The sequence below is a fragment of the Oceanobacillus sojae genome, from assembly GCF_007991515.1.
Lineage (GTDB): Bacteria > Bacillota > Bacilli > Bacillales > Amphibacillaceae > Oceanobacillus > Oceanobacillus sojae.
Genome location: NZ_BJYM01000004.1, coordinates 183,358 through 204,149, shown reverse-complemented (window position 1 = coordinate 204,149; position 20,792 = coordinate 183,358). Strand labels below are relative to the sequence as shown.

Annotated in this window: 21 protein-coding genes; 19 read left to right on the top strand and 2 right to left on the bottom strand. The window is 39.0% G+C overall.

Going from position 1 to position 20,792, the window contains the following annotated elements; translation table 11 throughout:
* Window positions 1-12: 12 nt before the first annotated feature.
* The 8 genes from fmt (at window position 13) to spoVM (ending at window position 7,810) form a co-directional block, all read left to right on the top strand.
* Window positions 13-954, top strand: a complete 942-nt coding sequence (fmt, locus tag OSO01_RS06335) for a methionyl-tRNA formyltransferase (RefSeq protein ID WP_147209683.1) — start codon at window positions 13-15, stop codon at window positions 952-954.
* Between the two features lie 7 nt (window positions 955-961).
* On the top strand, window positions 962-2,308 hold the full coding sequence (gene rsmB / locus OSO01_RS06330; protein ID WP_147209586.1) for a 16S rRNA (cytosine(967)-C(5))-methyltransferase RsmB: 1,347 nt from the start codon (window positions 962-964) through the stop codon (window positions 2,306-2,308).
* Window positions 2,309-2,596: 288 nt separating this feature from the next.
* Window positions 2,597-3,358 (top strand): Stp1/IreP family PP2C-type Ser/Thr phosphatase, encoded by a 762-nt coding sequence (locus tag OSO01_RS06325; protein WP_147209585.1) that lies wholly within the window; start codon window positions 2,597-2,599, stop codon window positions 3,356-3,358.
* Window positions 3,355-5,499 carry a Stk1 family PASTA domain-containing Ser/Thr kinase gene (gene pknB / locus OSO01_RS06320; protein WP_147209584.1) on the top strand — a complete coding sequence of 715 codons (2,145 nt, stop codon included), beginning with the start codon at window positions 3,355-3,357 and terminating at the stop codon, window positions 5,497-5,499. The genes OSO01_RS06325 and pknB overlap by 4 nt, the downstream gene beginning before the upstream one ends.
* Entirely contained in the window at window positions 5,500-6,381 is an 882-nt protein-coding gene (gene rsgA, locus OSO01_RS06315; RefSeq protein WP_147209583.1) for a ribosome small subunit-dependent GTPase A, read from the top strand. It begins immediately after the preceding gene.
* A 2-nt stretch (window positions 6,382-6,383) separates the two neighbouring features.
* Window positions 6,384-7,037 carry a ribulose-phosphate 3-epimerase gene (rpe, locus tag OSO01_RS06310; protein ID WP_147209682.1) on the top strand — a complete coding sequence of 218 codons (654 nt, stop codon included), beginning with the start codon at window positions 6,384-6,386 and terminating at the stop codon, window positions 7,035-7,037.
* On the top strand, window positions 7,037-7,684 hold the full coding sequence (locus OSO01_RS06305; protein ID WP_147209582.1) for a thiamine diphosphokinase: 648 nt from the start codon (window positions 7,037-7,039) through the stop codon (window positions 7,682-7,684). Before rpe ends, OSO01_RS06305 begins: the two co-directional genes overlap by 1 nt.
* A 42-nt stretch (window positions 7,685-7,726) precedes the next feature.
* Window positions 7,727-7,810, top strand: coding sequence for a stage V sporulation protein SpoVM (gene spoVM, locus OSO01_RS06300; protein WP_042535106.1), 84 nt, complete (start codon window positions 7,727-7,729; stop codon window positions 7,808-7,810).
* Between the two features lie 121 nt (window positions 7,811-7,931).
* On the opposite strand, the gene rpmB is transcribed toward spoVM, so the two are convergent.
* On the bottom strand, window positions 7,932-8,120 hold the full coding sequence (gene rpmB / locus OSO01_RS06295) for a 50S ribosomal protein L28 (protein WP_010649390.1): 189 nt from the start codon (window positions 8,118-8,120) through the stop codon (window positions 7,932-7,934).
* A gap of 964 nt (window positions 8,121-9,084) precedes the next feature.
* On the opposite strand from rpmB, the gene OSO01_RS06290 reads away from it, so the two are divergent.
* From OSO01_RS06290 to rnc, 11 genes are all read left to right on the top strand, one after another.
* Window positions 9,085-9,447 carry an Asp23/Gls24 family envelope stress response protein gene (locus tag OSO01_RS06290; protein ID WP_077601127.1) on the top strand — a complete coding sequence of 121 codons (363 nt, stop codon included), beginning with the start codon at window positions 9,085-9,087 and terminating at the stop codon, window positions 9,445-9,447.
* 19 nt (window positions 9,448-9,466) lie between these two features.
* The gene (locus tag OSO01_RS06285; RefSeq protein WP_147209581.1) at window positions 9,467-11,125 is read left to right on the top strand and encodes a DAK2 domain-containing protein; all 1,659 of its coding nucleotides are present in this window, start codon (window positions 9,467-9,469) and stop codon (window positions 11,123-11,125) included.
* 244 nt (window positions 11,126-11,369) lie between these two features.
* The gene (gene sdaAB, locus OSO01_RS06280; RefSeq protein ID WP_147209580.1) at window positions 11,370-12,032 is read left to right on the top strand and encodes an L-serine ammonia-lyase, iron-sulfur-dependent subunit beta; all 663 of its coding nucleotides are present in this window, start codon (window positions 11,370-11,372) and stop codon (window positions 12,030-12,032) included.
* 21 nt (window positions 12,033-12,053) lie between these two features.
* Window positions 12,054-12,929 (top strand): L-serine ammonia-lyase, iron-sulfur-dependent, subunit alpha, encoded by an 876-nt coding sequence (gene sdaAA / locus OSO01_RS06275; RefSeq protein WP_147209579.1) that lies wholly within the window; start codon window positions 12,054-12,056, stop codon window positions 12,927-12,929.
* 288 nt (window positions 12,930-13,217) lie between these two features.
* Window positions 13,218-15,245, top strand: coding sequence for an ATP-dependent DNA helicase RecG (recG, locus tag OSO01_RS06270; protein WP_147209578.1), 2,028 nt, complete (start codon window positions 13,218-13,220; stop codon window positions 15,243-15,245).
* A 432-nt stretch (window positions 15,246-15,677) separates the two neighbouring features.
* Entirely contained in the window at window positions 15,678-16,250 is a 573-nt protein-coding gene (fapR, locus tag OSO01_RS06265; protein ID WP_147209681.1) for a transcription factor FapR, read from the top strand.
* 4 nt (window positions 16,251-16,254) lie between these two features.
* The gene (plsX, locus tag OSO01_RS06260) at window positions 16,255-17,256 is read left to right on the top strand and encodes a phosphate acyltransferase PlsX (RefSeq protein WP_147209577.1); all 1,002 of its coding nucleotides are present in this window, start codon (window positions 16,255-16,257) and stop codon (window positions 17,254-17,256) included.
* On the top strand, window positions 17,257-18,195 hold the full coding sequence (gene fabD / locus OSO01_RS06255; protein ID WP_147209576.1) for an ACP S-malonyltransferase: 939 nt from the start codon (window positions 17,257-17,259) through the stop codon (window positions 18,193-18,195).
* The gene (gene fabG, locus OSO01_RS06250) at window positions 18,195-18,935 is read left to right on the top strand and encodes a 3-oxoacyl-[acyl-carrier-protein] reductase (protein WP_147209575.1); all 741 of its coding nucleotides are present in this window, start codon (window positions 18,195-18,197) and stop codon (window positions 18,933-18,935) included. The genes fabD and fabG overlap by 1 nt, the downstream gene beginning before the upstream one ends.
* Window positions 18,936-19,000: 65 nt before the next feature.
* Window positions 19,001-19,234: an acyl carrier protein gene (gene acpP / locus OSO01_RS06245; RefSeq protein ID WP_077601135.1), complete on the top strand. Its 234-nt coding sequence runs from the start codon at window positions 19,001-19,003 to the stop codon at window positions 19,232-19,234.
* 303 nt (window positions 19,235-19,537) lie between these two features.
* The gene (rnc, locus tag OSO01_RS06240; RefSeq protein WP_147209574.1) at window positions 19,538-20,224 is read left to right on the top strand and encodes a ribonuclease III; all 687 of its coding nucleotides are present in this window, start codon (window positions 19,538-19,540) and stop codon (window positions 20,222-20,224) included.
* A gap of 91 nt (window positions 20,225-20,315) precedes the next feature.
* On the opposite strand, the gene OSO01_RS06235 is transcribed toward rnc, so the two are convergent.
* A complete protein-coding gene (locus tag OSO01_RS06235; protein WP_147209573.1) occupies window positions 20,316-20,537 on the bottom strand; it encodes a DUF1128 domain-containing protein in 222 nt (73 codons plus the stop codon).
* Between the last annotated feature and the right edge of the window lie 255 nt (window positions 20,538-20,792).

Here is a 20,792-nt window from a genome sequence, read left to right as displayed (position 1 = left end):
GAGGTAAGTATGATGAAACGGATCGTTTTTATGGGGACGCCGGATTTTGCTGTCCCTGTTTTACAAAAAATAATTGAAAATAAATATGATGTAGTTCTTGTTGTTACGCAGCCGGACAGACCTAAAGGAAGAAAGAAAATCATTACTCCTCCACCGGTTAAGGTGGAAGCTTTAAAGCATGGGATAGAAGTATTTCAGCCAGAAAAGCTAAAGAATGATTTCCAAGCACTTGCAGATGCCAAACCGGATTTGATTATCACTGCAGCTTATGGGCAAATTCTTCCTAAAGAAGTGCTTAAGATAGCACCTTTTGGGGCAATCAATGTCCATGCTTCCCTGCTTCCTGAGCTGCGTGGCGGCGCACCAATTCATTATTCTATTATACAGGGTAAGAATAAAACAGGAGTAACGATTATGTATATGGCAGAAAAATTAGATGCAGGTGATATCCTTACTCAGGTGGAGGTAGAGATAGAAGACACAGATCATGTCGGTACACTGCATGATAAGCTGGCCACCGCCGGTTCAGACTTGCTGATTGAAACATTGCCTGACTTATTTGCAGATAAAATAACACCAAAAAAGCAAGAGGACGAATTAGCAACCTTTGCATCAAATATAAAACGTGAGCAGGAAAAAATTGACTGGGATAGACCAGCAGGTGAGATTTACAATCAAATAAGAGGGCTTCACCCCTGGCCGGTTGCATTTACAACCTATGAAGATAAAGTAATGAAAATCTGGTGGGGAGAAGAAGTTTCTGAGTCAAATTCAACAAGCCCGGCAGGTGAAATTATAGCCAAGGATAGTGAATCCTTTACTGTTCAGTGCGGGGAACAAACAAGTCTTAAAATAAAAGAAATTCAACCTGCCGGAAAGAAACGTATGAAAGTAAAAGATTACTTACAGGCTTCACAGGACAGGATTCAAATTGGTGTAATACTAGGAGAATAATATAATTATGAAATATCAATTGAGACAAACAATGCTCGACATTCTTATTCGGATTGAAAAAGATAAAGGTTTCAGCAATCTGCTTTTAAATCATGAATTACAGCAAAAGGATTTGAACGAAAAGGATAAAAGATTACTGACAGAGGTTGTTTATGGAACTGTACAGAATCAAATAACGATTGATTACTATATATCGCATTTTATGAAAAATAAAAAGAAATTAGATTTATGGGTAAAACAGCTTTTAAGAATGTCTGTTTACCAGATGGTTTATTTGGAAAAAGTTCCAGATCACGCAGTGGTTCATGAGTCTGTTGAAATTGCTAAAATCCGAGGACATAAGGGAATAGCTTCATTTGTAAATGGTATATTACGCAGCATTCGACGTAACGGTCTTCCAGATTTAACTTTAATAAAGGACCCTGTAGAGCGGATTTCGATAGAGACAAGCCATCCTGTATGGCTTGTAAAAAGATGGACAGAAATGTATGGCAAGGAGCGGACAGAAGCAATGTGCCGCGAGAATTTAAGGCATTTTCCAATGTCTATCCGGGTTCAGCCTATGAAAATGGATCGTGAAGCTGTTATGGAGCAATTAGAAAAGCAAGGCTTTACTGTAACTGCATCACAGTTTTCACAGCAGGGCATTCTGATTCAAAAAGGAAATATATTTAAAACGAATCTGTTGCAGGAGGGATTTATAACCATACAGGATCAAAGCTCTATGCTTGCAGCAGAGTCCTTAAAGCTAAAGCCGGGTATGAAAGTGCTGGATACTTGCAGTGCTCCAGGTGGAAAAGCTACGCACATTGCTGAAAAAATGGCGGATCAAGGTGAAATTCATGCCTATGATTTGCATAAGAAAAAAGTGAAATTGATAGAAGAAAAGGCAGCTGTATTGGATTTGCATGCTATATCTGCTTTTCAAGGCGATGCCAGGAACCTTTATGAGCAGTATGAAGAGGAGAGCTTTGACAGGATTCTTATCGACGCCCCTTGTTCAGGATTAGGTGTAATTAATGGGAAGCCTGAGATTAAGTATGAAAAGCAGGCGTCTGATATTGAACGGCTTGCAACGATACAACTGGATATTATCCAGTCTGCAGCCAAACTGCTTAAGCCTGAGGGGCTGCTTATTTACAGTACTTGTACAGTTGATAAATTGGAGAATAATCAAGTTGTTCAAACATTTTTAGAAAATAATCCAGCTTTTGGCATAGATTTCTCGTTCAGGGAAGAGCTTTCCGAACCATTACAGCATGCTCCAGGCTGGTCGCCGGAAGGTTTACAGCTGTTTCCTCAGGATTTTCAGACAGATGGATTTTTCCTTACACGGATTAAGCGGAATAAGTGAGCAATTCTTATTAAGGAAAATCGGCCGTGAATACCAAGCTTCAAACGGATAGTGGATAATTTAAGCCCTTTTATAGTTAACGCATATGAAAGAAGTTTAAATATATTATTCAACTTGTACACTGCATAGTTTTATTATGCGGAAGATTGTGCAATAATTAAGGATAGAAATATTTATTCAAAAAATGAGAAATTCGTAATAACATTTTTATTGAAAAGCACTTAATAACAAAGTAATAATAAATGTTTGAAAAGGATATATTTGGATCTGTAAAGGGGGGAGCAGCTCTTGGAAGGGCTTTTCTTAACGCATTGCGGCCAAGTTCGCAACCATAATGAAGATGCAGGCGGTATTTTTGAAAATAAAACCAGCCAGCCCATTGCGATTATAGCTGATGGCATGGGTGGTCACAAAGCCGGGGATGTAGCAAGTATGCTGGCTGTGGAAAATATGAAAAAAAGATGGGAAGAAACAGAAACAGTTCAAAATCCAAACGATATTGAACAATGGCTTCAAAATATAATAAAAGAAACGAATGAGCAAATTTTTCGGAAATCTCAAGAAAACAAACAACTGGAAGGAATGGGAACGACACTTGTTGCTGCAGTTATGTCAGGCAGTTCGCTTACCATTGCCCATATTGGAGACAGTCGTTTGTACATTGCCAGAGGCGAGCATGTTGAACAGGTGACGGAAGATCATTCCTTTGTTAATGAGCTTGTTAAAAGAGGCGAGATAACAGAGGGGGACGCTGAAGTTCACCCCTATAAAAATTATATTATCCGTGCGCTAGGAACAGAGGCTCAAGTGGATACAGACATAAAAACTCTGACATGGGATGCCGGAGATCGATTATTATTATGCTCAGATGGTTTATCTGATAAGCTGAGTCAAACTGAATTAGCACAATTTATTACAGCAGATAAAGGGATGAATGAGATAGGTCAAGAACTTATTGATTTAGCGAACGAGCGCGGTGGAGAAGATAATATTTCGCTTATATTAATAGCACATGACGGTTCAGACTCGGAGGCAGGTGAACCTGCATGAAAAAGGGACACTTATTAAATGACCGTTATAAAATCGAAAGAAAAATTGGCGGAGGAGGCATGGCGAATGTCTTCCTTGCCAGAGATACTATTCTTGACCGTGATGTAGCAGTTAAAGCATTGCGGACTGACTATATCCATGATCAGGAGTTTATTGCCCGTTTTGACCGTGAGGCACAATCTGCAAGCTCTCTTTCCCACCCGAATATTGTAAATATCTATGACGTGGGTGAGGAAGACCAAACACTGTATATGGTTATGGAATATGTGGAGGGAATGACTTTAAAGGAATATATCCAACAATTTGGACCAGTAGAGGTTCCACTTGCTCTGGATATTATGAAGCAGATTTCTTCTGCGATTGCACAGGCACATGAGAATGATATTATTCATCGTGACATTAAGCCTCAGAATATATTAATTGATCGTTTTGGCCAGGCAAAGGTAACAGACTTTGGGATTGCTATGGCTCTTAGTGCTACAGCATTAACACAAACAAATTCTATTTTGGGTTCTGTTCATTATTTGTCACCAGAGCAGGCTCGGGGCGGTATGGCAACAAAAAAATCCGATGTCTATTCTTTAGGGATTGTACTATTTGAATTATTAACAGGAAAGCTTCCTTTTTCCGGACAGTCTCCTGTGTCCATTGCTTTAAAGCATTTACAAAATGATACGCCGTCTGTTAAAGAGATTAACCCGGATATCCCGCAGAGTGTGGAGAATATTGTGTTACAGGCAACAGCAAAAAATCCATTTTACCGCTATGCGGATGTCTATCAGTTTGAGGCAGCTCTGGAGACGGCACTTTCACCTGAAAAATTAAATGAAGAGCCATTTAAGATTCCGGATGAAGATGGCGATGAGACAAAAGCAATTCCGATTATTACAGATGAAGATTTGTCTTCGGAGGATGAAGCAGGCCAGACAATTGTCCATCAGGCAGATACGGAACCGACAAAAAGCTACCCTGAAGAAAGTAATGAGAAGAAAAAAAATAAGAAAAAGAAGGATAAAAAGAAGCCTTCCAGTAAAAAGAAAAAAATAATCTGGATTTCTCTGATCTTACTATTGCTTATTGCTATCGGCACTGCTGCTATTGTGTATGCTATGCAGCCAAAAGATGTTACGATAGACGATTTTGTCAATCAGCCGGCTGATGAGGCGAGAGATGCGCTGGAAAGCCAGAACCTGATCGTTGAAATAGAAGAGGTCAATTCGGATGAGGTTGAATCAGGATATGTTGAAAGAACAGATCCTGTTGCCGGAAGAACGGTCAAAGAAGGGGCAACGATAACCCTGTTTGTCAGCCAAGGGCCTGAACAAGTGGAATTTGATGATTATGTCGGAGAAGATTTTGAAGAAGTTAAAACACAGCTGAATCAGGAAGGATTTGACGATATCACGCCATTTGAAAGAAATTCTGATCAGCCGGTCGGTGAGATCATCTCCCAAGTCCAGCCGGATCCGGGGGCATCTGTAGTGCCAGCTGATACAAAAGTAATTTTTGAAGTCAGCGCTGGACCAGAAATGGTGAGCCTGAATAATTTGACAGGAATGAATGAAGAGGAAGTAAAGGCTTATTTAGATCGTAATGAATTAAGCATAAATCAGCATGAGGAGCATTCCGATAGTGTCGAGGAAGGGCTGGTCAGCAGTCAATCTCCTGAATCTGGAACGGAGGTAGAAAAAGGATCAACAGTAGATGTTTATTTCTCTCTTGGACCAGAAGAAGAACCGCCGCGGTCTCACTCTGTTTCTTTTACGGTTCCGTACACATTGGATGAAGAAGACCCCGGAGCTGGAGAAGAATCATCTGGTGATGAAAATAATGAAGAAGATCAAAATGATGAGACAAACGAAGAAAATACCGATGATGGAAACGAAGACAGTGAAAATACAGATGAAGGAAATGAAGAAGATACTGAAAACCAGGAGTCTGGAGAACAAATAGTCCGAATTTATATCGGTGATGCCAATAACGACATCTCAGATGTATATGAAGAACAGACCATCACAGAAGATACAGAGGTAAGGTTTACACTGACCATTGCACAGGGAACTGATGCAGAGTATCGAATTACCAGAGATGATGAGGTAGTTGCTGAAAGGACTGTATCCTATGAGGGAGAGGAAGAGTAGATGGCAGTAGGCAGAATTATTAAGGCATTAAGCGGCTTCTACTACGTACAGTCAAATGAAGGAATTTATGCCTGCAAGGGGAGAGGCCTTTTTAGAAATAAAAAAATCTCTCCGTTAGTAGGTGATTATGTAGAATTTGAAATCCGTAACGAAGATGAAGGTTATATTATGAAAATAAAAGACAGGTCGAATGAGCTTATTCGGCCTCCTATTGCTAATATTGATCAGGTATGTATTGTCAATGCAGCTACTTCACCGGATTTTAATCCGTTATTACTTGACCGGTTTCTTGTCCTTGTAGAGTCCAAGCATATTCAGCCTTTAATTTTTATTACAAAAATGGATTTAACGACACCTCAGGAAACAGCCAGAATTCAGGAATATCAAGCAGCCTACCAGCATATTGGCTATGAAGTGAAATTATTATCTTCGAAAGAGCCTGAGTGGATCTCTGAAGTAATACCTTATTTCAAAGATAAAGTTTCCGTATTTGCTGGCCAGTCCGGAGTAGGGAAATCAACCCTGTTAAATACGCTCGATCCTAATTTGTTTATAGAAACGGCGGAGATTTCTAAAAGTCTCGGGAGGGGCAAGCATACAACAAGACATGTTGAGCTTTTGACAATCGGAGAAGGTCTTGTAGCTGATACACCAGGATTTAGCGCATTAGAGTTTTCTGATTTAGAGTCCGAGGATTTAGGTGTTTGTTTTCCGGAAATAAGGCTTCATATGTCAGATTGCAAGTTCAGAGGCTGTCTGCATGATAAAGAACCTAAATGTGCCGTTAAAGCAGCTGTTGATGATGGTACTATAGCTGAATTCCGATATAATCATTATTTACGTTTTTTGGAAGAAATTAAAACAAGAAAGCCGAGGTATTAATGATGACAAAAATAGCACCTTCTATTTTATCAGCGGATTTTGCAAAGCTTGGAGAAGAGATTAAAGAGGTGGAGAAAGCCGGAGCTGATTACATTCATGTTGATGTGATGGATGGACATTTCGTTCCTAATATTACAATCGGTCCTTTAATAGCAGATGCCATTAAGCCAATTACGAATTTGCCGTTAGATGTCCATTTAATGATAGAAAATCCGGATGCATATATACCGCAATTTGCTAAAAGTGCTTCCATCATCACCGTTCATCAGGAGGCATGTGTACATCTGCACCGGACATTACAATTAATCCGTTCTCATGGTGTAAAGCCGGGAGTAGTAATTAATCCGGGAACACCGGCAGAAATGATTAAACCTGTTTTAACAGAAGTGGATCTTGTATTATTAATGACAGTAAATCCAGGCTTTGGAGGTCAATCTTTTATTAAAGAGGTAGTTCCTAAAATTGCTCAAATTGCAGCATGGCGTGAAGAAATGGGCTTGGATTTTGAAATTGAGATTGATGGAGGAGTTAATGAGGAAACTGCTCCTATCTGTACCGAAAATGGTGCAGATGTATTAGTTGCTGGAAGTGCTGTTTTTAACCAGAGTAATCGAAAAGAAGCTATTGACTTGATTCGCAAGAGTGCGAAGAAATAATGAAACGTGTTGGCATTGTGGGTAACGGTCCTAAAGGGCAACTACCCACTCTTTTAGACTATCAGGAAAAAATGGATTTTTGGATTGGTGCTGACCGGGGAGCGCTTTATTTAGCAGAACAAGGAATAACTATTGACGTCGCACTGGGAGATTTTGATTCTGTCTCTGAAAATGAGTACTCTATAATCGAAAAGTATGCAAAGGTTTTTGATAAACATCCAGTGATGAAGAATCAGACAGATTTAGAGATTGCTATTGATATGGGAATAGAGAAAGAAGCAAGTGAATTTTATCTTTTTGGTGTAACCGGAGGCAGACTGGATCATGCATTAATGAATATTCAATTGCTATATCCATTATTAAAGCAGGGAAAGCGTGCTGTTATTATTGATCAAGGAAATTATATGGAAATGTTTGAACCAGGTGTTTATTCCATTGAGCCTGAGGGATATTCCTATATTTCTTTTTTATCATTTACTCCGGAGGTTGCCGGATTAACTTTGTCAGGATTTTTATATCCATTAGAGAACCAGACCATACATTGGGGATCTTCTTTATGCATATCTAATGAGCTTAGTCAAAAAAAAGGTACTTTTTCTTTCTGTAAAGGCATACTAATACTAGTAAAGAGTTTTGATGCAGTTTAACTAGAAGCAAACAGGATGGTTAAACAGGGAGGGCCTTTATAAATGAAATTCTATACGATTAAGCTTCCTAAGTTTGTAGGCGGGTTTGTAAAAGTCATCATTGGTGTATTCAAAAAAGAAAAGTAATAGTAAACGAGCTTTTGTCACAGATGGCAAAAGCTCGTTTTTTAGGATAGGTTTGACCAGACAACAAAAAAACACCATGTAATTATGGTGTTTTTAGGGCATATGCACATATTTTCGTATATTATACACGTTCTACTTTGCCTGATTTTAATGCACGAGCAGATACATATACTTTCTTCGGTTTTCCATCTACCATGATACGTACTTTTTGTACATTTGCTTTCCAATTACGCTTGTTGGAATTCATAGCGTGAGAACGTTGGTTACCACTACGTGTTTGGCGTCCAGTTACAACACATTTTCTAGCCATGCTATTCCCTCCTTACATTCCAAAATCAGTATACCACTAACTTAATTTATCATAACTCACCCAATATTGCAATTGAATCTTTTTATTATCGAAGGAGAAGCTAAAGCAAATAGATTTCAAAACATTTTATTTTACTCTTTTGAAATGTTGTTTTGTTAAATAAGTAACTCTACTTTCGCACCTAAAAAATAACTTGCTTATCGTAGTGATAGGTACTGATCATTCCTTCCATCTATCTCTTGACAAAGCATAAACTCTTGCTAGAAAGAAGGTAACATGTAAGGCCACCGCTGCGGTGGACCGTTTTTCTTTCCCGGGGGTATACTCTTCAGCTAACTCTTGCCAAGAAGAGCACTTGGCAAAAGTGGATCTTCAGATGATGCTAATCCCTCAGGAGTTAAAACGGTCCGCTTTCGCTAGCAGGGGATTCTATACTGTTTAATACAACGGAGCAAATAGAATTTAGAACAGTAAAGAACATCTTTTTCGTGGTGCATATTAAAAATGTCCCGTCACGATTACTTGCCCCATCGAAAACATTTGTACGTCAGAAAGCGTAGTGGTTGGTTGCAGGAGCTATACACAATCTCCATTTCAATAGTAAGATGATTTAACAAAATACAAGCAGGATAATGAAGAACATGTTCATCCTGGGATGGTAAGGCATAGATGTTTATTCTCGGGTGCGAAAGTTGAGTAAGTAATAAAGAAAAATTGCTTGACAGATGAATAAAAATAATCCATTGTAATAGTGGAGTTTTTCTTCATGAAGAAAAACTTATAGGGAATAGCGGAGACGCAGGTTTCCCGATTCTCGCAGGCTTACTTTTAAAATAACAGAGCGTATAGTATAATCTTAAGCATAAATAGTTGAGAAATTGAAAATATCAAGACGTAAAGTCTGAAAAGATGATACTATATATTATTTGATGAATCATAATTCGTAATAAAAGGAGCTGTAGTTATGTCAATAGAGTTACATACAAACGATGGACTCGTTACAATAACAACAGATGTTATTGCAACAATAGCTGGTGGGACAGCTGTTGAATGCTATGGAATTGTAGGAATGGCTTCTAAAAGCCAAATTAAAGATAATATTGCAGAGATATTGCGTAAAGAAAATTATTCCAAGGGAATTGTTGTTCGTCAAGAAGACGGAAAGCTACATATTGATTTGTACATTATTGTAAGCTATGGGACAAAAATTTCTGAAGTGGCGCATAATGTCCAATCACAAGTGAAATATACGCTTAGTCAATCTCTTGGCTTAGAAATTGATTCGGTAAATATATTTATTCAAGGTGTTCGAGTAGAAAAAGAATAGAGCAGAAGGAGGAGAAGATGTGGTAGTCGAGAAAATTGATGCGGCGTTATTATCGCAGATGGTGCTGACAGGAGCATACCATCTTTCAAATAATGCACAAAAAATTGACGCTTTAAATGTATTCCCTGTTCCTGACGGGGATACCGGAACAAATATGAATTTAACAATTACTTCTGGAGCAAATGAAGTGAAAAAACTGGATACTGATAAAGTTTATGAAGTTACAAGTGCATTTGCAAAAGGACTATTGATGGGAGCCAGAGGAAATTCCGGTGTTATTTTATCACAGATTTTTCGAGGCTTTGCAAGAGCGTGCGAAGGTAAAGAAGAACTCTATGTGAAAGATTTTGCCGAGGCTTTCGAAGGCGCTGTTAATACAGCTTATAAAGCGGTTATGAAGCCTGTAGAAGGTACGATTCTAACCGTAGCAAAAGACTCAGGAAACAAAGCAGTTGAAATCGTAGATCATGATTTAGATATCATTGAATTTATGGAAGAAATATTAAAAGAAGCAAAAGCATCATTAAAGCGTACACCGGACTTATTGCCAGTTCTAAAAGAAGTAGGCGTAGTTGATTCTGGTGGACAAGGCTTAGTGACCATCTATGAAGGATTTTTGGCTGCTTTAAAAGGAGAAGAACTGCCGGAAGAATCTGATGCTGATAATAAAATGGAAGAAATGGTTAACGCTGAGCATCATAAAGTAACACAGGACTTTATGAATACAGAAGATATTGTATATGGATACTGTACAGAGTTTATGGTGAAATTAGAGGATGAAAAATTAAAACAGCACCCATTTGATGAAACGGCTTTTCGTAATGAGTTAAGCGAATGGGGCGACTCCCTTCTGGTTGTTTCTGATGAAAATATTGTAAAAGTCCATGTACATGCAGAATCACCGGGGACATGCTTAAACCTGGCCCAGCAGTACGGCAGCCTGATTAATTTAAAAATCGAAAATATGCGTGAACAGCATACAGCTATCGTTGGAGATAAAAATGAAAAGCAAAAAGAAAAATCTGCTTACGGCATTGTTACTGTGGCAATGGGAAATGGGCTGAAGGAGCTATTTGAGAATCTTGGAGTTGCAGTGGTAATTGAAGGTGGACAAACAATGAATCCGAGTACAAAAGACATTACTGATGCGATAGAAAAAGCAAATGCTGAAAAAATTATTATCCTTCCTAACAATAAAAATATCCTAATGGCAGCCGAGCAGGCAGCCGAACTGGCTGGTGGCCATGTCAAGGTTGTACCGACAAAAACAATCCCTCAGGGTATTAGTGCTATGCTTGTTTTCCATCCAGAAGCATCTTTAGATGAGAATAAATCTGCTATGGAAGAAGCAGGTAAACAAGTACGAAGCGGGCAGGTCACTTATGCAGTAAGAGATACTCAAATTGATGGGATTGATATTGCTAAAGGACATTTTATGGGGATAGATGAGGGTAAGATTGTAACAACACATAAGGATAAACAACAAGCAGCCCGGGACCTTATTGACAAAATGATTTCTGATGACAGCGAGATATTAACAATTCTTTCAGGAGAAGATGTATCAGAAGAAGATGTCGAGGCGTTAGAATCCTATGTAGAAGAGAAATACGATGAACTGGAAGTGGAAGTTCATCAGGGAGAACAGCCAATCTATTCTTATATATTTTCTGTTGAATAAGAATAAAACTACAATGTTTGAAGGTTGGGAGAAATGCTCCCAGCTTAAAGAATAGTTTATAACCTTTTTAATCGATACAAAGCCCAGCTTGATGTATATAATCAGGCTGGGCTTTGTTCTGTATTAATTTTTTATAAGGTATTCGAACGCATGATTGCTTTTTTTGATTAAATTGTGAATCAATCCCGGATTTTTGTTATAATAATATTAGTAGGCTTAAATAATTATAGGACGGTGTTATTCTATGAAATATAATTCCGTATTCGATATTATCGGTCCGGTTATGGTTGGACCTTCAAGTTCACATACAGCTGGAGCTGCGCGTATTGGCAAAGCAGCCAGGAATCTTTTTGGCAGACAGCCTAAATGGGCGAAAATACACCTTTATGAATCTTTTGCTAAAACCTATCGGGGGCATGGAACAGATTTTGCACTTGTTGGCGGTCTTTTAGGGATGGAAACGGATGATCCCCAAATTAGTAAAGCATTGCAGCTGGCTCAAGAAAAAGGACTGGAGATTGAATTCATTGAAGATAGTGCATCGGCAAATCATCCGAATACGGTTCGCATGATAATTGGAGATGACAGCGAACAGCAGGAACTGATGGGGATATCCATTGGTGGCGGTAAAGTGGAGATTACAGAACTAAACGGTTTTGAACTCAGGTTATCCGGAAATCATCCGGCTATTCTAATAATGCATAATGATCGTTTTGGAGCGATTGCATCCGTAACAAAGATCTTAGCGAAACATGAATTGAATATTGGTCATATGGAAGTAAATCGCAAAGATGTTGGTAAAGAGGCACTGATGGTTATTGAAGTAGACCAGAATGTAGATGACGCTATACTGCAGGAGCTTCAGGCAGCTGACCATATTACCTCTATTGCAAAGATTGTTAGTTAAAAAGGAGAAAGGGGGAAGATTATGTTTAGAACAGTGGCAGAATTAATAGAGATGGCAGAAAAAGAGAATATTCCGATTTCAGAAGTGATGATACGTCAAGAAATGGATGTTAAAGAGAAGTCAAGGGAAGAAGTTTTTTCAGAAATGGAAAAAAATCTTGTCGTTATGGAAAAAGCTATTGAGGATGCCCTAAAAGGTGTCCAATCAGTGACGGGACTCACCGGAGGGGACGCTGTTAAAGTACAAAAATATATGAAGGAGAAGACTCCTCTTTCCGGTAATTTAATGATGGATGCTGTCAGTAAAGCCATGGGGACAAATGAAGTAAATGCTGCTATGGGGATTATTTGTGCTACACCAACGGCGGGAAGTGCAGGTTGTGTACCAGGCACATTATTTGCAGTAAAAGAGCAGTTAAATCCGACGAGAGAAGAAATGATACGCTATCTATTCACTTCAGGGGCCTTTGGCTTTGTAGTGGCAAATAATGCTTTTATTTCTGGTGCAGCAGGCGGATGTCAGGCTGAGGTAGGATCTGCAGGAGCAATGGCGTCAGCGGCTATTGTAGAGATGGCAGGAGGCACGCCCAAACAATCATCTCATGCTTTTGCAATTACATTAAAAAATATGCTCGGTTTAGTGTGTGACCCGGTTGCGGGTTTAGTGGAAGTCCCATGTGTGAAGAGAAATGCAGCAGGATCATCTCTAGCTATTGTATCAGCTGATTTGGCATTAGCAGGTGTAGAAAGCCGTATCCCATGTGATGAAGTGATTGGTGCAATGTACCGAATCGGAAAGCAAATGCCTTCATCTCTGCGTGAGACTGGAGAAGGCGGCCTGGCTGATACACCGACAGGGCGGTTTTTGAAAGAAAAAATCTTTGGCGTAACTGTCTAGCTGATAGAAATATGATGTCCCATCGAAACCATTGGGATTATTCGCCTTGTTAAAACTATCTCACTTATGTTCTTGGGTGAAAGTCAACATCGGTTCAAAATGACGGAATGTAGTTGAAAACAGGCTGAAGCATAACTTTGGCACCCCTTTAAAAGGGGATGCTTCCTATACCTCAAGAGCAAAGAAAATTCGGCCAAAGTCGAATCATCTCCGAAAATGGAGGGAGCAATCTCTTTGCTTTTAAATAGGCGCAGCTTGCGCTTTTAGTTTTAGAAAAGGATGTTGGAAATGAACAAATCGATATTAGAAGTTAAAGGTGTTGGCGAAAAGTTAGCAGAACAGCTTGCTTTAATGCATATTTATGAAACTGACGATATATTAGAATATTTCCCATATCGATACGATATCTATGAAGAAAAACCTTTGCAAGAGCTGGTGCATGATGAGAAGGTCACGATTAAAGGGAAGGTCATTTACGATCCTTCTCTTACTTTTTTTGGAAAGAAAAAGTCCAGGCTAAGTTTTACAATAGAAGTGGAAGGTATTGCTGTCAAAGCAATTATGTTTAACCGGGCATTTGCAAAAAAACAGATTCAGCAAGGACAAGATATTACCTTAACAGGAAAATGGGATGCTCACCGGCTGCAAATTACAGTCAGCAAATATAAAATAGGGAAAATGGAAGAAAATGATTCGATTACTCCTGTCTATTCGTTGAAGGGAGAGTTGACTTCCTATAAATTTCACAAGCTTTTAAAGCAGATCTTTGACTCACATGAAGAAGATGTAACGGAGATTCTTCCTGTCTCTTATCTAGAAAATTATAAGCTTCCGAAACGGAAAGAAGCAGTAAAAACGATGCATTTTCCCGAGAGCAGAGTTGCTTTAAAACATGCACGGCGCAGGTTTATTTATGAAGAATTTTTACTGTTTCAGTTGAAAATGCAATTAATTAGAAAAATAAATCGTGAATCAACAAAAGGAAATGCTCAAGCGTTTCAGACGGACAAGGTAGATAGTTTTATCGCCTCATTCCCTTTCACCCTCACAGAGGCACAGCAAAAAGCGTTGACAGAGATTTTAAAAGATATGAAGAGTGCCTATCGAATGAATCGGCTCCTCCAGGGTGATGTTGGTTCTGGGAAAACGGCTGTGGCAGCAATTTGTTTATACGCTGCTGTTACTGCAGGCAAGCAGGGGGCATTAATGGTACCCACAGAAATTTTAGCAGAACAGCATTATCAATCTTTTCAGTCTATGCTGGGGGAAAGAGCGAGCATTGCTTTGCTGACCGGATCTGTGAAAGGGAAGAAACGCAAAGAGCTGACACAGAAAATTGAAAATCAGGAAATAGATATCGTAATCGGCACACATGCACTTATCCAAGAAGATGTCCTGTTTAAAAATCTCGGCTTAGCAATTGTTGATGAGCAGCATCGCTTTGGTGTTGCGCAGCGCAGAACATTGCGGGATAAAGGACTGGACCCTGATGTATTATTTATGACAGCTACACCAATTCCCCGGACACTTGCAATTACAACTTTCGGTGATATGGACGTTTCTATCATTAATCAGCTTCCTTCCGGGAGAAAAGAGATAGAAACATTATGGGTCAAGGAAAATATGTTTGAGCGGATTCTTGATTTTATTCAAGAGCGGGTTAAACAGGGTGAGCAGGCATATATTATAAGTCCTCTAATCGAAGAATCGGATAAATTAGATATTCAAAATGCTGTTGATCTGTACCATCAGTTATCAGCTTATTACGATAATGAAATGGAAATTGGTTTAATGCACGGCCGTTTATCTTCGGCAGAAAAAGATGAGGTTATGCGTGATTTTGCTGATAATAAAGTAAAAGTTTTAGTATCAACTACTGTTGTTGAAGTAGGGGTAAATGTTCCCAATGCTACGGTGATGGTTATCTATGATGCCGAGCGTTTCGGCTTATCACAGCTGCATCAGCTTCGGGGACGAGTAGGAAGAGGAGATAAACAAAGCTATTGTATTCTGATTGCAGAGCCTAAAGGAGAGGTCGGCAAGGAGCGTATGCGCATCATGTCAGAAACAAGTGACGGATTTGAGCTGTCTGAACAAGACCTGCAGTTACGCGGACCGGGAGATTTCTTTGGCAGAAAACAAAGCGGTATGCCGGAATTTAAAGTAGCTGATATGGTGCACGACTACCGAGCACTGGAAACCGCACGGCAGGATGCCCAAAATATTGTTGAGAACAATTTACTGCAAACCAAAGACTATCAGCAATTGAAAGAAATATTAGCAGATGAAGAAGGTCTTTTGGAAAAATTGGACTAAATAAAAGTATAGTCGGGCTATCGTGAAGAATCATCTTACGACAGACTCTATATTAGAAATTTAATTTTGACCTATTAGGCATGAAACACCATTATTATTATGAATTTTCTCCGGGAATGTGTTTACTCAACAGTGATTTCTTTCTGTTAAAATGTATTACTTTGTGTACCGATTAATTAATAGATTACTTGCATAAAAAAGGCTGCTATTATATATTACTATTAGTACCAAGTCATAAAGCGATGCTTCCCTCTGATGGGGGTTGGGTTCTTTCCCTGCGGAAACCTGAGCTAATCAGGAGATAAACTGACTGTTTTCCCCATTTATACGCATTGTTTCCTTCGAACTTCCATAGGGGAATGACGGATAATTATACTTTGATAAATTGAATTGACTCTCTGAAAAATATTAAATGAAAGTTTGATGGTAAAAATGAGACGCTCAAAAGCAGAACGACAATCGTTATTAAGAGAAAAAATAGAAGACTCTCCATTTGTAACAGATGAGCAGCTTGCGAAGGATTTTCAGGTGAGTATACAAACAATCCGGCTGGACCGTATGGAGCTATCTATTCCTGAACTCCGTGAACGGATAAAGTATGTTGCTACAAAGCAATGGAATGAGACTGTAAAAGCCTTGCCAGTCGAAGAAGTAATTGGAGATATCATAGATTTGGAATTGGATCAGCGGGCAATATCTATGCTTGATATAACATCAGAGTTTGTTTTTTCCAGAAATAAGATTGCCAGAGGGCATCATCTGTTTGCCCAGGCTAATTCATTGGCAGTAGCTGTAATTAACGATGAACTTGCTTTGACAGCCAAGTCTAACCTGCGCTTTAAAAGACAGGTGAAAGAAGGAGAGCGAGTGGTTGCAAAAGCTGTTGTTAAAGGCAAGGATAACCGCGGACACACGATTGTAGAAGTAAACAGCTTCGTAAATAATGAACCTGTACTTACGGGTGAATTTTTCATGTTTCATTCCAGTGAAAGTAAAGGAGAATAGATGAATGCGATTAGCAATTGATGCAATGGGAGGCGACCATGCACCAAAAGAAATTGTTTTAGGTGCAATGGATGCTGTAAAAGAAAATAAGGATTTACAAATAACACTTTATGGTGATGAGAAACAGATTAAACCAATTTTAACGGATAATCGACAAATCAAAATAATACATACAGATGAAAAAATTACATCAGAGGACGAGCCTGTGAAAGCTGTACGCCGCAAAAAGAATTCTTCTCTTGTATTAATGGCGAAGGCTGTCAAAGATGGCGAAGCAGACGCCTGTATTTCTGCTGGTAATACAGGAGCTTTAATGAGCGCTGGTTTATTTGTCGTGGGGCGTATACCTGGAATTGACCGTCCAGCGTTAAGTCCTACTTTCCCCACTGTAGATGGACAAGGGTTCCTGATGCTGGACGTTGGAGCAAATGTGGATGCGAAACCAGAGCATCTGCTTCAATATGCTATTATGGGTTCGATATATGTAGAGAGGGTAAGAAATATCAAAAGCCCTCGGGTTGGATTATTAAATGTAGGCACTGAAGATGGAAAAGGGAATGATTTAACTAAAAAGGCATTTCAGCTTTTAGAAAATGCTCCAATCCATTTTGTTGGTAATGTAGAGGCGAGAGATATATTAAACGGTGTTGCCGATGTTGTTGTTACAGATGGGTTTAGCGGAAATGTAGCATTAAAAACAATGGAGGGTGTTGCTGAAACTATCTTTTCACTTTTAAAAGGTGCGTTTATGTCCTCTACGAAGACAAAAATTGCTGCGACGCTTGTTAAAAAAGACTTGAAAGGCATAAAGGATCGTTTAGATTACTCGGAATATGGCGGTGCCGGCTTATTTGGGCTCCGTGCGCCTGTTATTAAAGCGCATGGCTCCTCAAAAAGCAGAGCGGTAACAAATGCTGTAAAACAAGCTGTTTATATGGTTGACAATAATGTAACAGCAACGATTCAAGAAACGATTGAGATGATGAATAACGAGGAGGAGAAATAAATGAAACGTATTGCATTTATGTTCCCGGGTCAAGGGTCGCAAGCAGTAGGTATGGGGAAAGACTTGTATGATGCTTACCCGCAGGTGAAAGAATTGTACAAAGAAGCAAATGAAGTTCTGGATATGGATTTACAGACCCTGATGTTTGAGGGTCCTAAAGAAACATTAACAGAGACAGAAAACACACAGCCTGCATTATTGCTATCCAGTGTTGCTGTTTCTCAGCTTTTAGAGGAAAACGGCATTCAGCCTTCTATGGTTGTCGGACATAGTTTAGGAGAGTACAGCGCACTTGTGGCAGCTGGTGCAATCAAGTGGCAAGATGCCATCCGGCTAGTTAAAGTAAGAGGCCGTTTAATGGAGCAGGCATTTCCTAAAGGGCAAGGAACGATGGCTGCTGTTTTAGGTCTTGATCAGGACAAAGTCCAGGAAGCTCTGAATCAAGTAACGGATGAAATTGTAGATATGGCAAATTTAAACTGTCCGGGTCAAATCGTTATCTCTGGTTCCGTTTCAGGAGTTGAACAAGCAACAGTATTATTAAAAGAGGCTGGAGCAAAACGTGTACTTCCGCTAAATGTAAGTGGCCCATTCCATTCCAGATTGATGAAGCAGGCGAACGAAGGTTTTGCAGCTTATTTAAGCGACACAGCTTTAGAAGATGCCAAAATACCTGTTTATGCAAATGTTTCTGCAGGAGCAGTCACTTCGAAGGAAACAATTAAAGAACTATTAGTACAGCAGCTATACTCACCAGTTCGATTTGAAGAATCTGTTCAAAATATGTTAAAAGAAGATATTGATGCATTTGTTGAAGTGGGTACAGGTAAAGTATTGTGCGGATTATTAAAGAAAATTGACCGGAAAACAAAAACGTTTGCTGTCCAGGATCAGGAATCACTCGAAGCGTTTATTCGCTGGTATAAGGAGGAAGAATAATGTTACAAGGTCAAACAGCAGTAGTAACAGGAGCTTCCAGGGGAATTGGCAGAGCAATTGCTTTGGAGCTGGCTAAAAATGGAGCCAATATTATTGTAAATTACTCAGGAAGTGAAGCAAAAGCCGAAGAGGTTGTGGGAGAAATCCAGGATCTTGGTGTAAAAGCAGTTAAAATTCAGGCAAATGTTGCTGATGAAGAGTCTGTAAAGCAATTAATGAAGCAGGCAATTAAAGAATTCGGTTCGATAGATATTCTGGTTAACAATGCCGGGATTACCAAAGATAATTTGTTGATGCGAATGAAGGAAGATGAATTTGATCAGGTGATTCAAACAAATCTTAAAGGTACATTCTTGTGTACAAAAGCAGTCAGCCGTCAAATGATGAAACAAAAAGCAGGACGTATTATTAATGTTGCATCTATTGTCGGAGTGAGTGGAAATCCTGGACAGGCTAACTATGTTGCAGCAAAAGCCGGTGTAATCGGTTTGACTAAAACGACAGCAAAGGAGCTGGCCTCCCGCAATATCTTGGTGAATGCCGTTGCTCCAGGTTTTATTTCTACAGATATGACCGATCAATTAAGTGAAGAACAGCAAGAATCTTTATTACAATTGGTACCACTTGAGCGTTTAGGAAAACCGGAAGATGTAGCAAGAGTTGTCCGCTTTTTAGCAAGCGAGGATGCGAATTATATTACAGGGCAGACCATTCATATTGACGGTGGAATGGTGATGTAATACAATTGCAGAACAAAAATAAAAACAAAAAATAATGGTATATTCTTGAAAGGAGGTGAACGGGAATGGCAGACGTATTTGAACAAGTAAAGTCAATTATTGCTGATCGTCTTGATGTAGACGAAGAAAAAGTAGTTTTAGAAGCTTCATTTAAAGATGACCTTGAAGCAGATTCATTAGACGTTGTTGAGCTTGTTATGGAATTAGAAGACGAGTTTGATATTGAAATCGCTGATGAAGATGCTGAAAAGATTAATACAGTAGGTGATGCTGTGGATTACATAAACAGCAAATCTTAATGAATAAATGGCTAAGGGGAAAGCTTCTTTGAAAGAGGCTTTCCTTGTATTGTTTATGAGGAAGTAAATATTTATAAGAATAAGCAAGTATAAAGAAGTATAAAAAATGCTGGAGATAGCCGCCGCAACGGATTTCATGGGGTGATTAATCTTAGGCCCCAGAAATACACTACGCTTTCCGGGGGCTGAGGCGTTGCCCGCGGAAAGCGACTTTCCGCAGCGGACATCCCCTCGGCAAGAACACCAGTATTTTAAAGACCAAATAATTTTCTTGTTTTTTCTTACACAATAAAGGAGGTTAATATGGACTTAAGTCAGCTGGAACAGGAATTAGGAATAACCTTTCAACAAAAGGATTTATTAAAAGAAGCATTTACACATTCTTCTTATGTCAATGAATATAAAAAAAGTAAGCTGAAGGATAATGAACGGCTGGAATTTTTAGGTGATGCAGTGCTTGAATTAGCTGTTTCACAATATTTGTATAGAAATAATCCCGATATGCCTGAAGGAGAAATGACCAAATTACGGGCGGCCATTGTTTGTGAAGCATCTTTAACTGTCTTCGCAAAGCAATCTAACTTTGGACAGTACATCCTTTTAGGGAAGGGAGAAGATAAGACCGGTGGGAGACAAAGACCGGCAATTTTAGCCGATGCTTTTGAGGCCTTTTTAGGAGCACTCTATTTGGATCAAGGCTTTGATGCAGTGCTGAACTTTTTGAACACACATATTTTCCCCACATTAACAGTAGATACATCAACAAGTGTGATGGATTATAAAAGCCATCTGCAGGAAATTGTCCAGCAGCAGAAAGACAGAAAAATTGAATATCAAATTATTAGTGAGCAGGGTCCTTCTCATCATAAAGAGTTTATTGCCCAGGTTATGATTCAGGGAGAACCGGCAGGAAAAGGGAATGGAAGAACGAAAAAAGAAGCAGAGCAAAAGGCAGCGAAAGCAGCATTGGAGAAAAAACTTCCAAAATAAAAAAGAGTTCCTTATCTTGAAAAAAACTCAAAAAACGTTACGCAAGAGTAATTTGGTTGCTTGTTCTTGCGTAACGTTTTTTACTAAATCTTTATTTTCGTATAGCCGCTAATTCATTAATAAAAGCTTGCGTTTCTGAGGCGCTTAAACGGCCTTTACTTACGACCATATCATACATCCATTTTAAATCTTCATATTTTTCGATATTGTAATCCTCTGCATCCATAATAGAACGATTTACTACTTGCAGCTTTTCAGCTAATTCTTGAAGCATGTATTCCATATTTTCTATACTTGGCTGTTCTAATTGCATGATGTCCTCCTTATATCTGTCCCTAGTTCAGAATTTATTATAGCATAATTTTTCTAAATCGTTAAAGACCGGTTTCTTAATTAATAGCGTGCAACACATAGGCTAAAGTGACATAATATGATAAAATATATTAGCTAAAGAATTCGGGAAATGATAGAAAAACATATTATGTTCTACATAGAATTTGAAAGACAATCATATAAGAAGTTGTACAAAAAGTCATCAAATGATTTCGGATGGACGAGTAACTACATC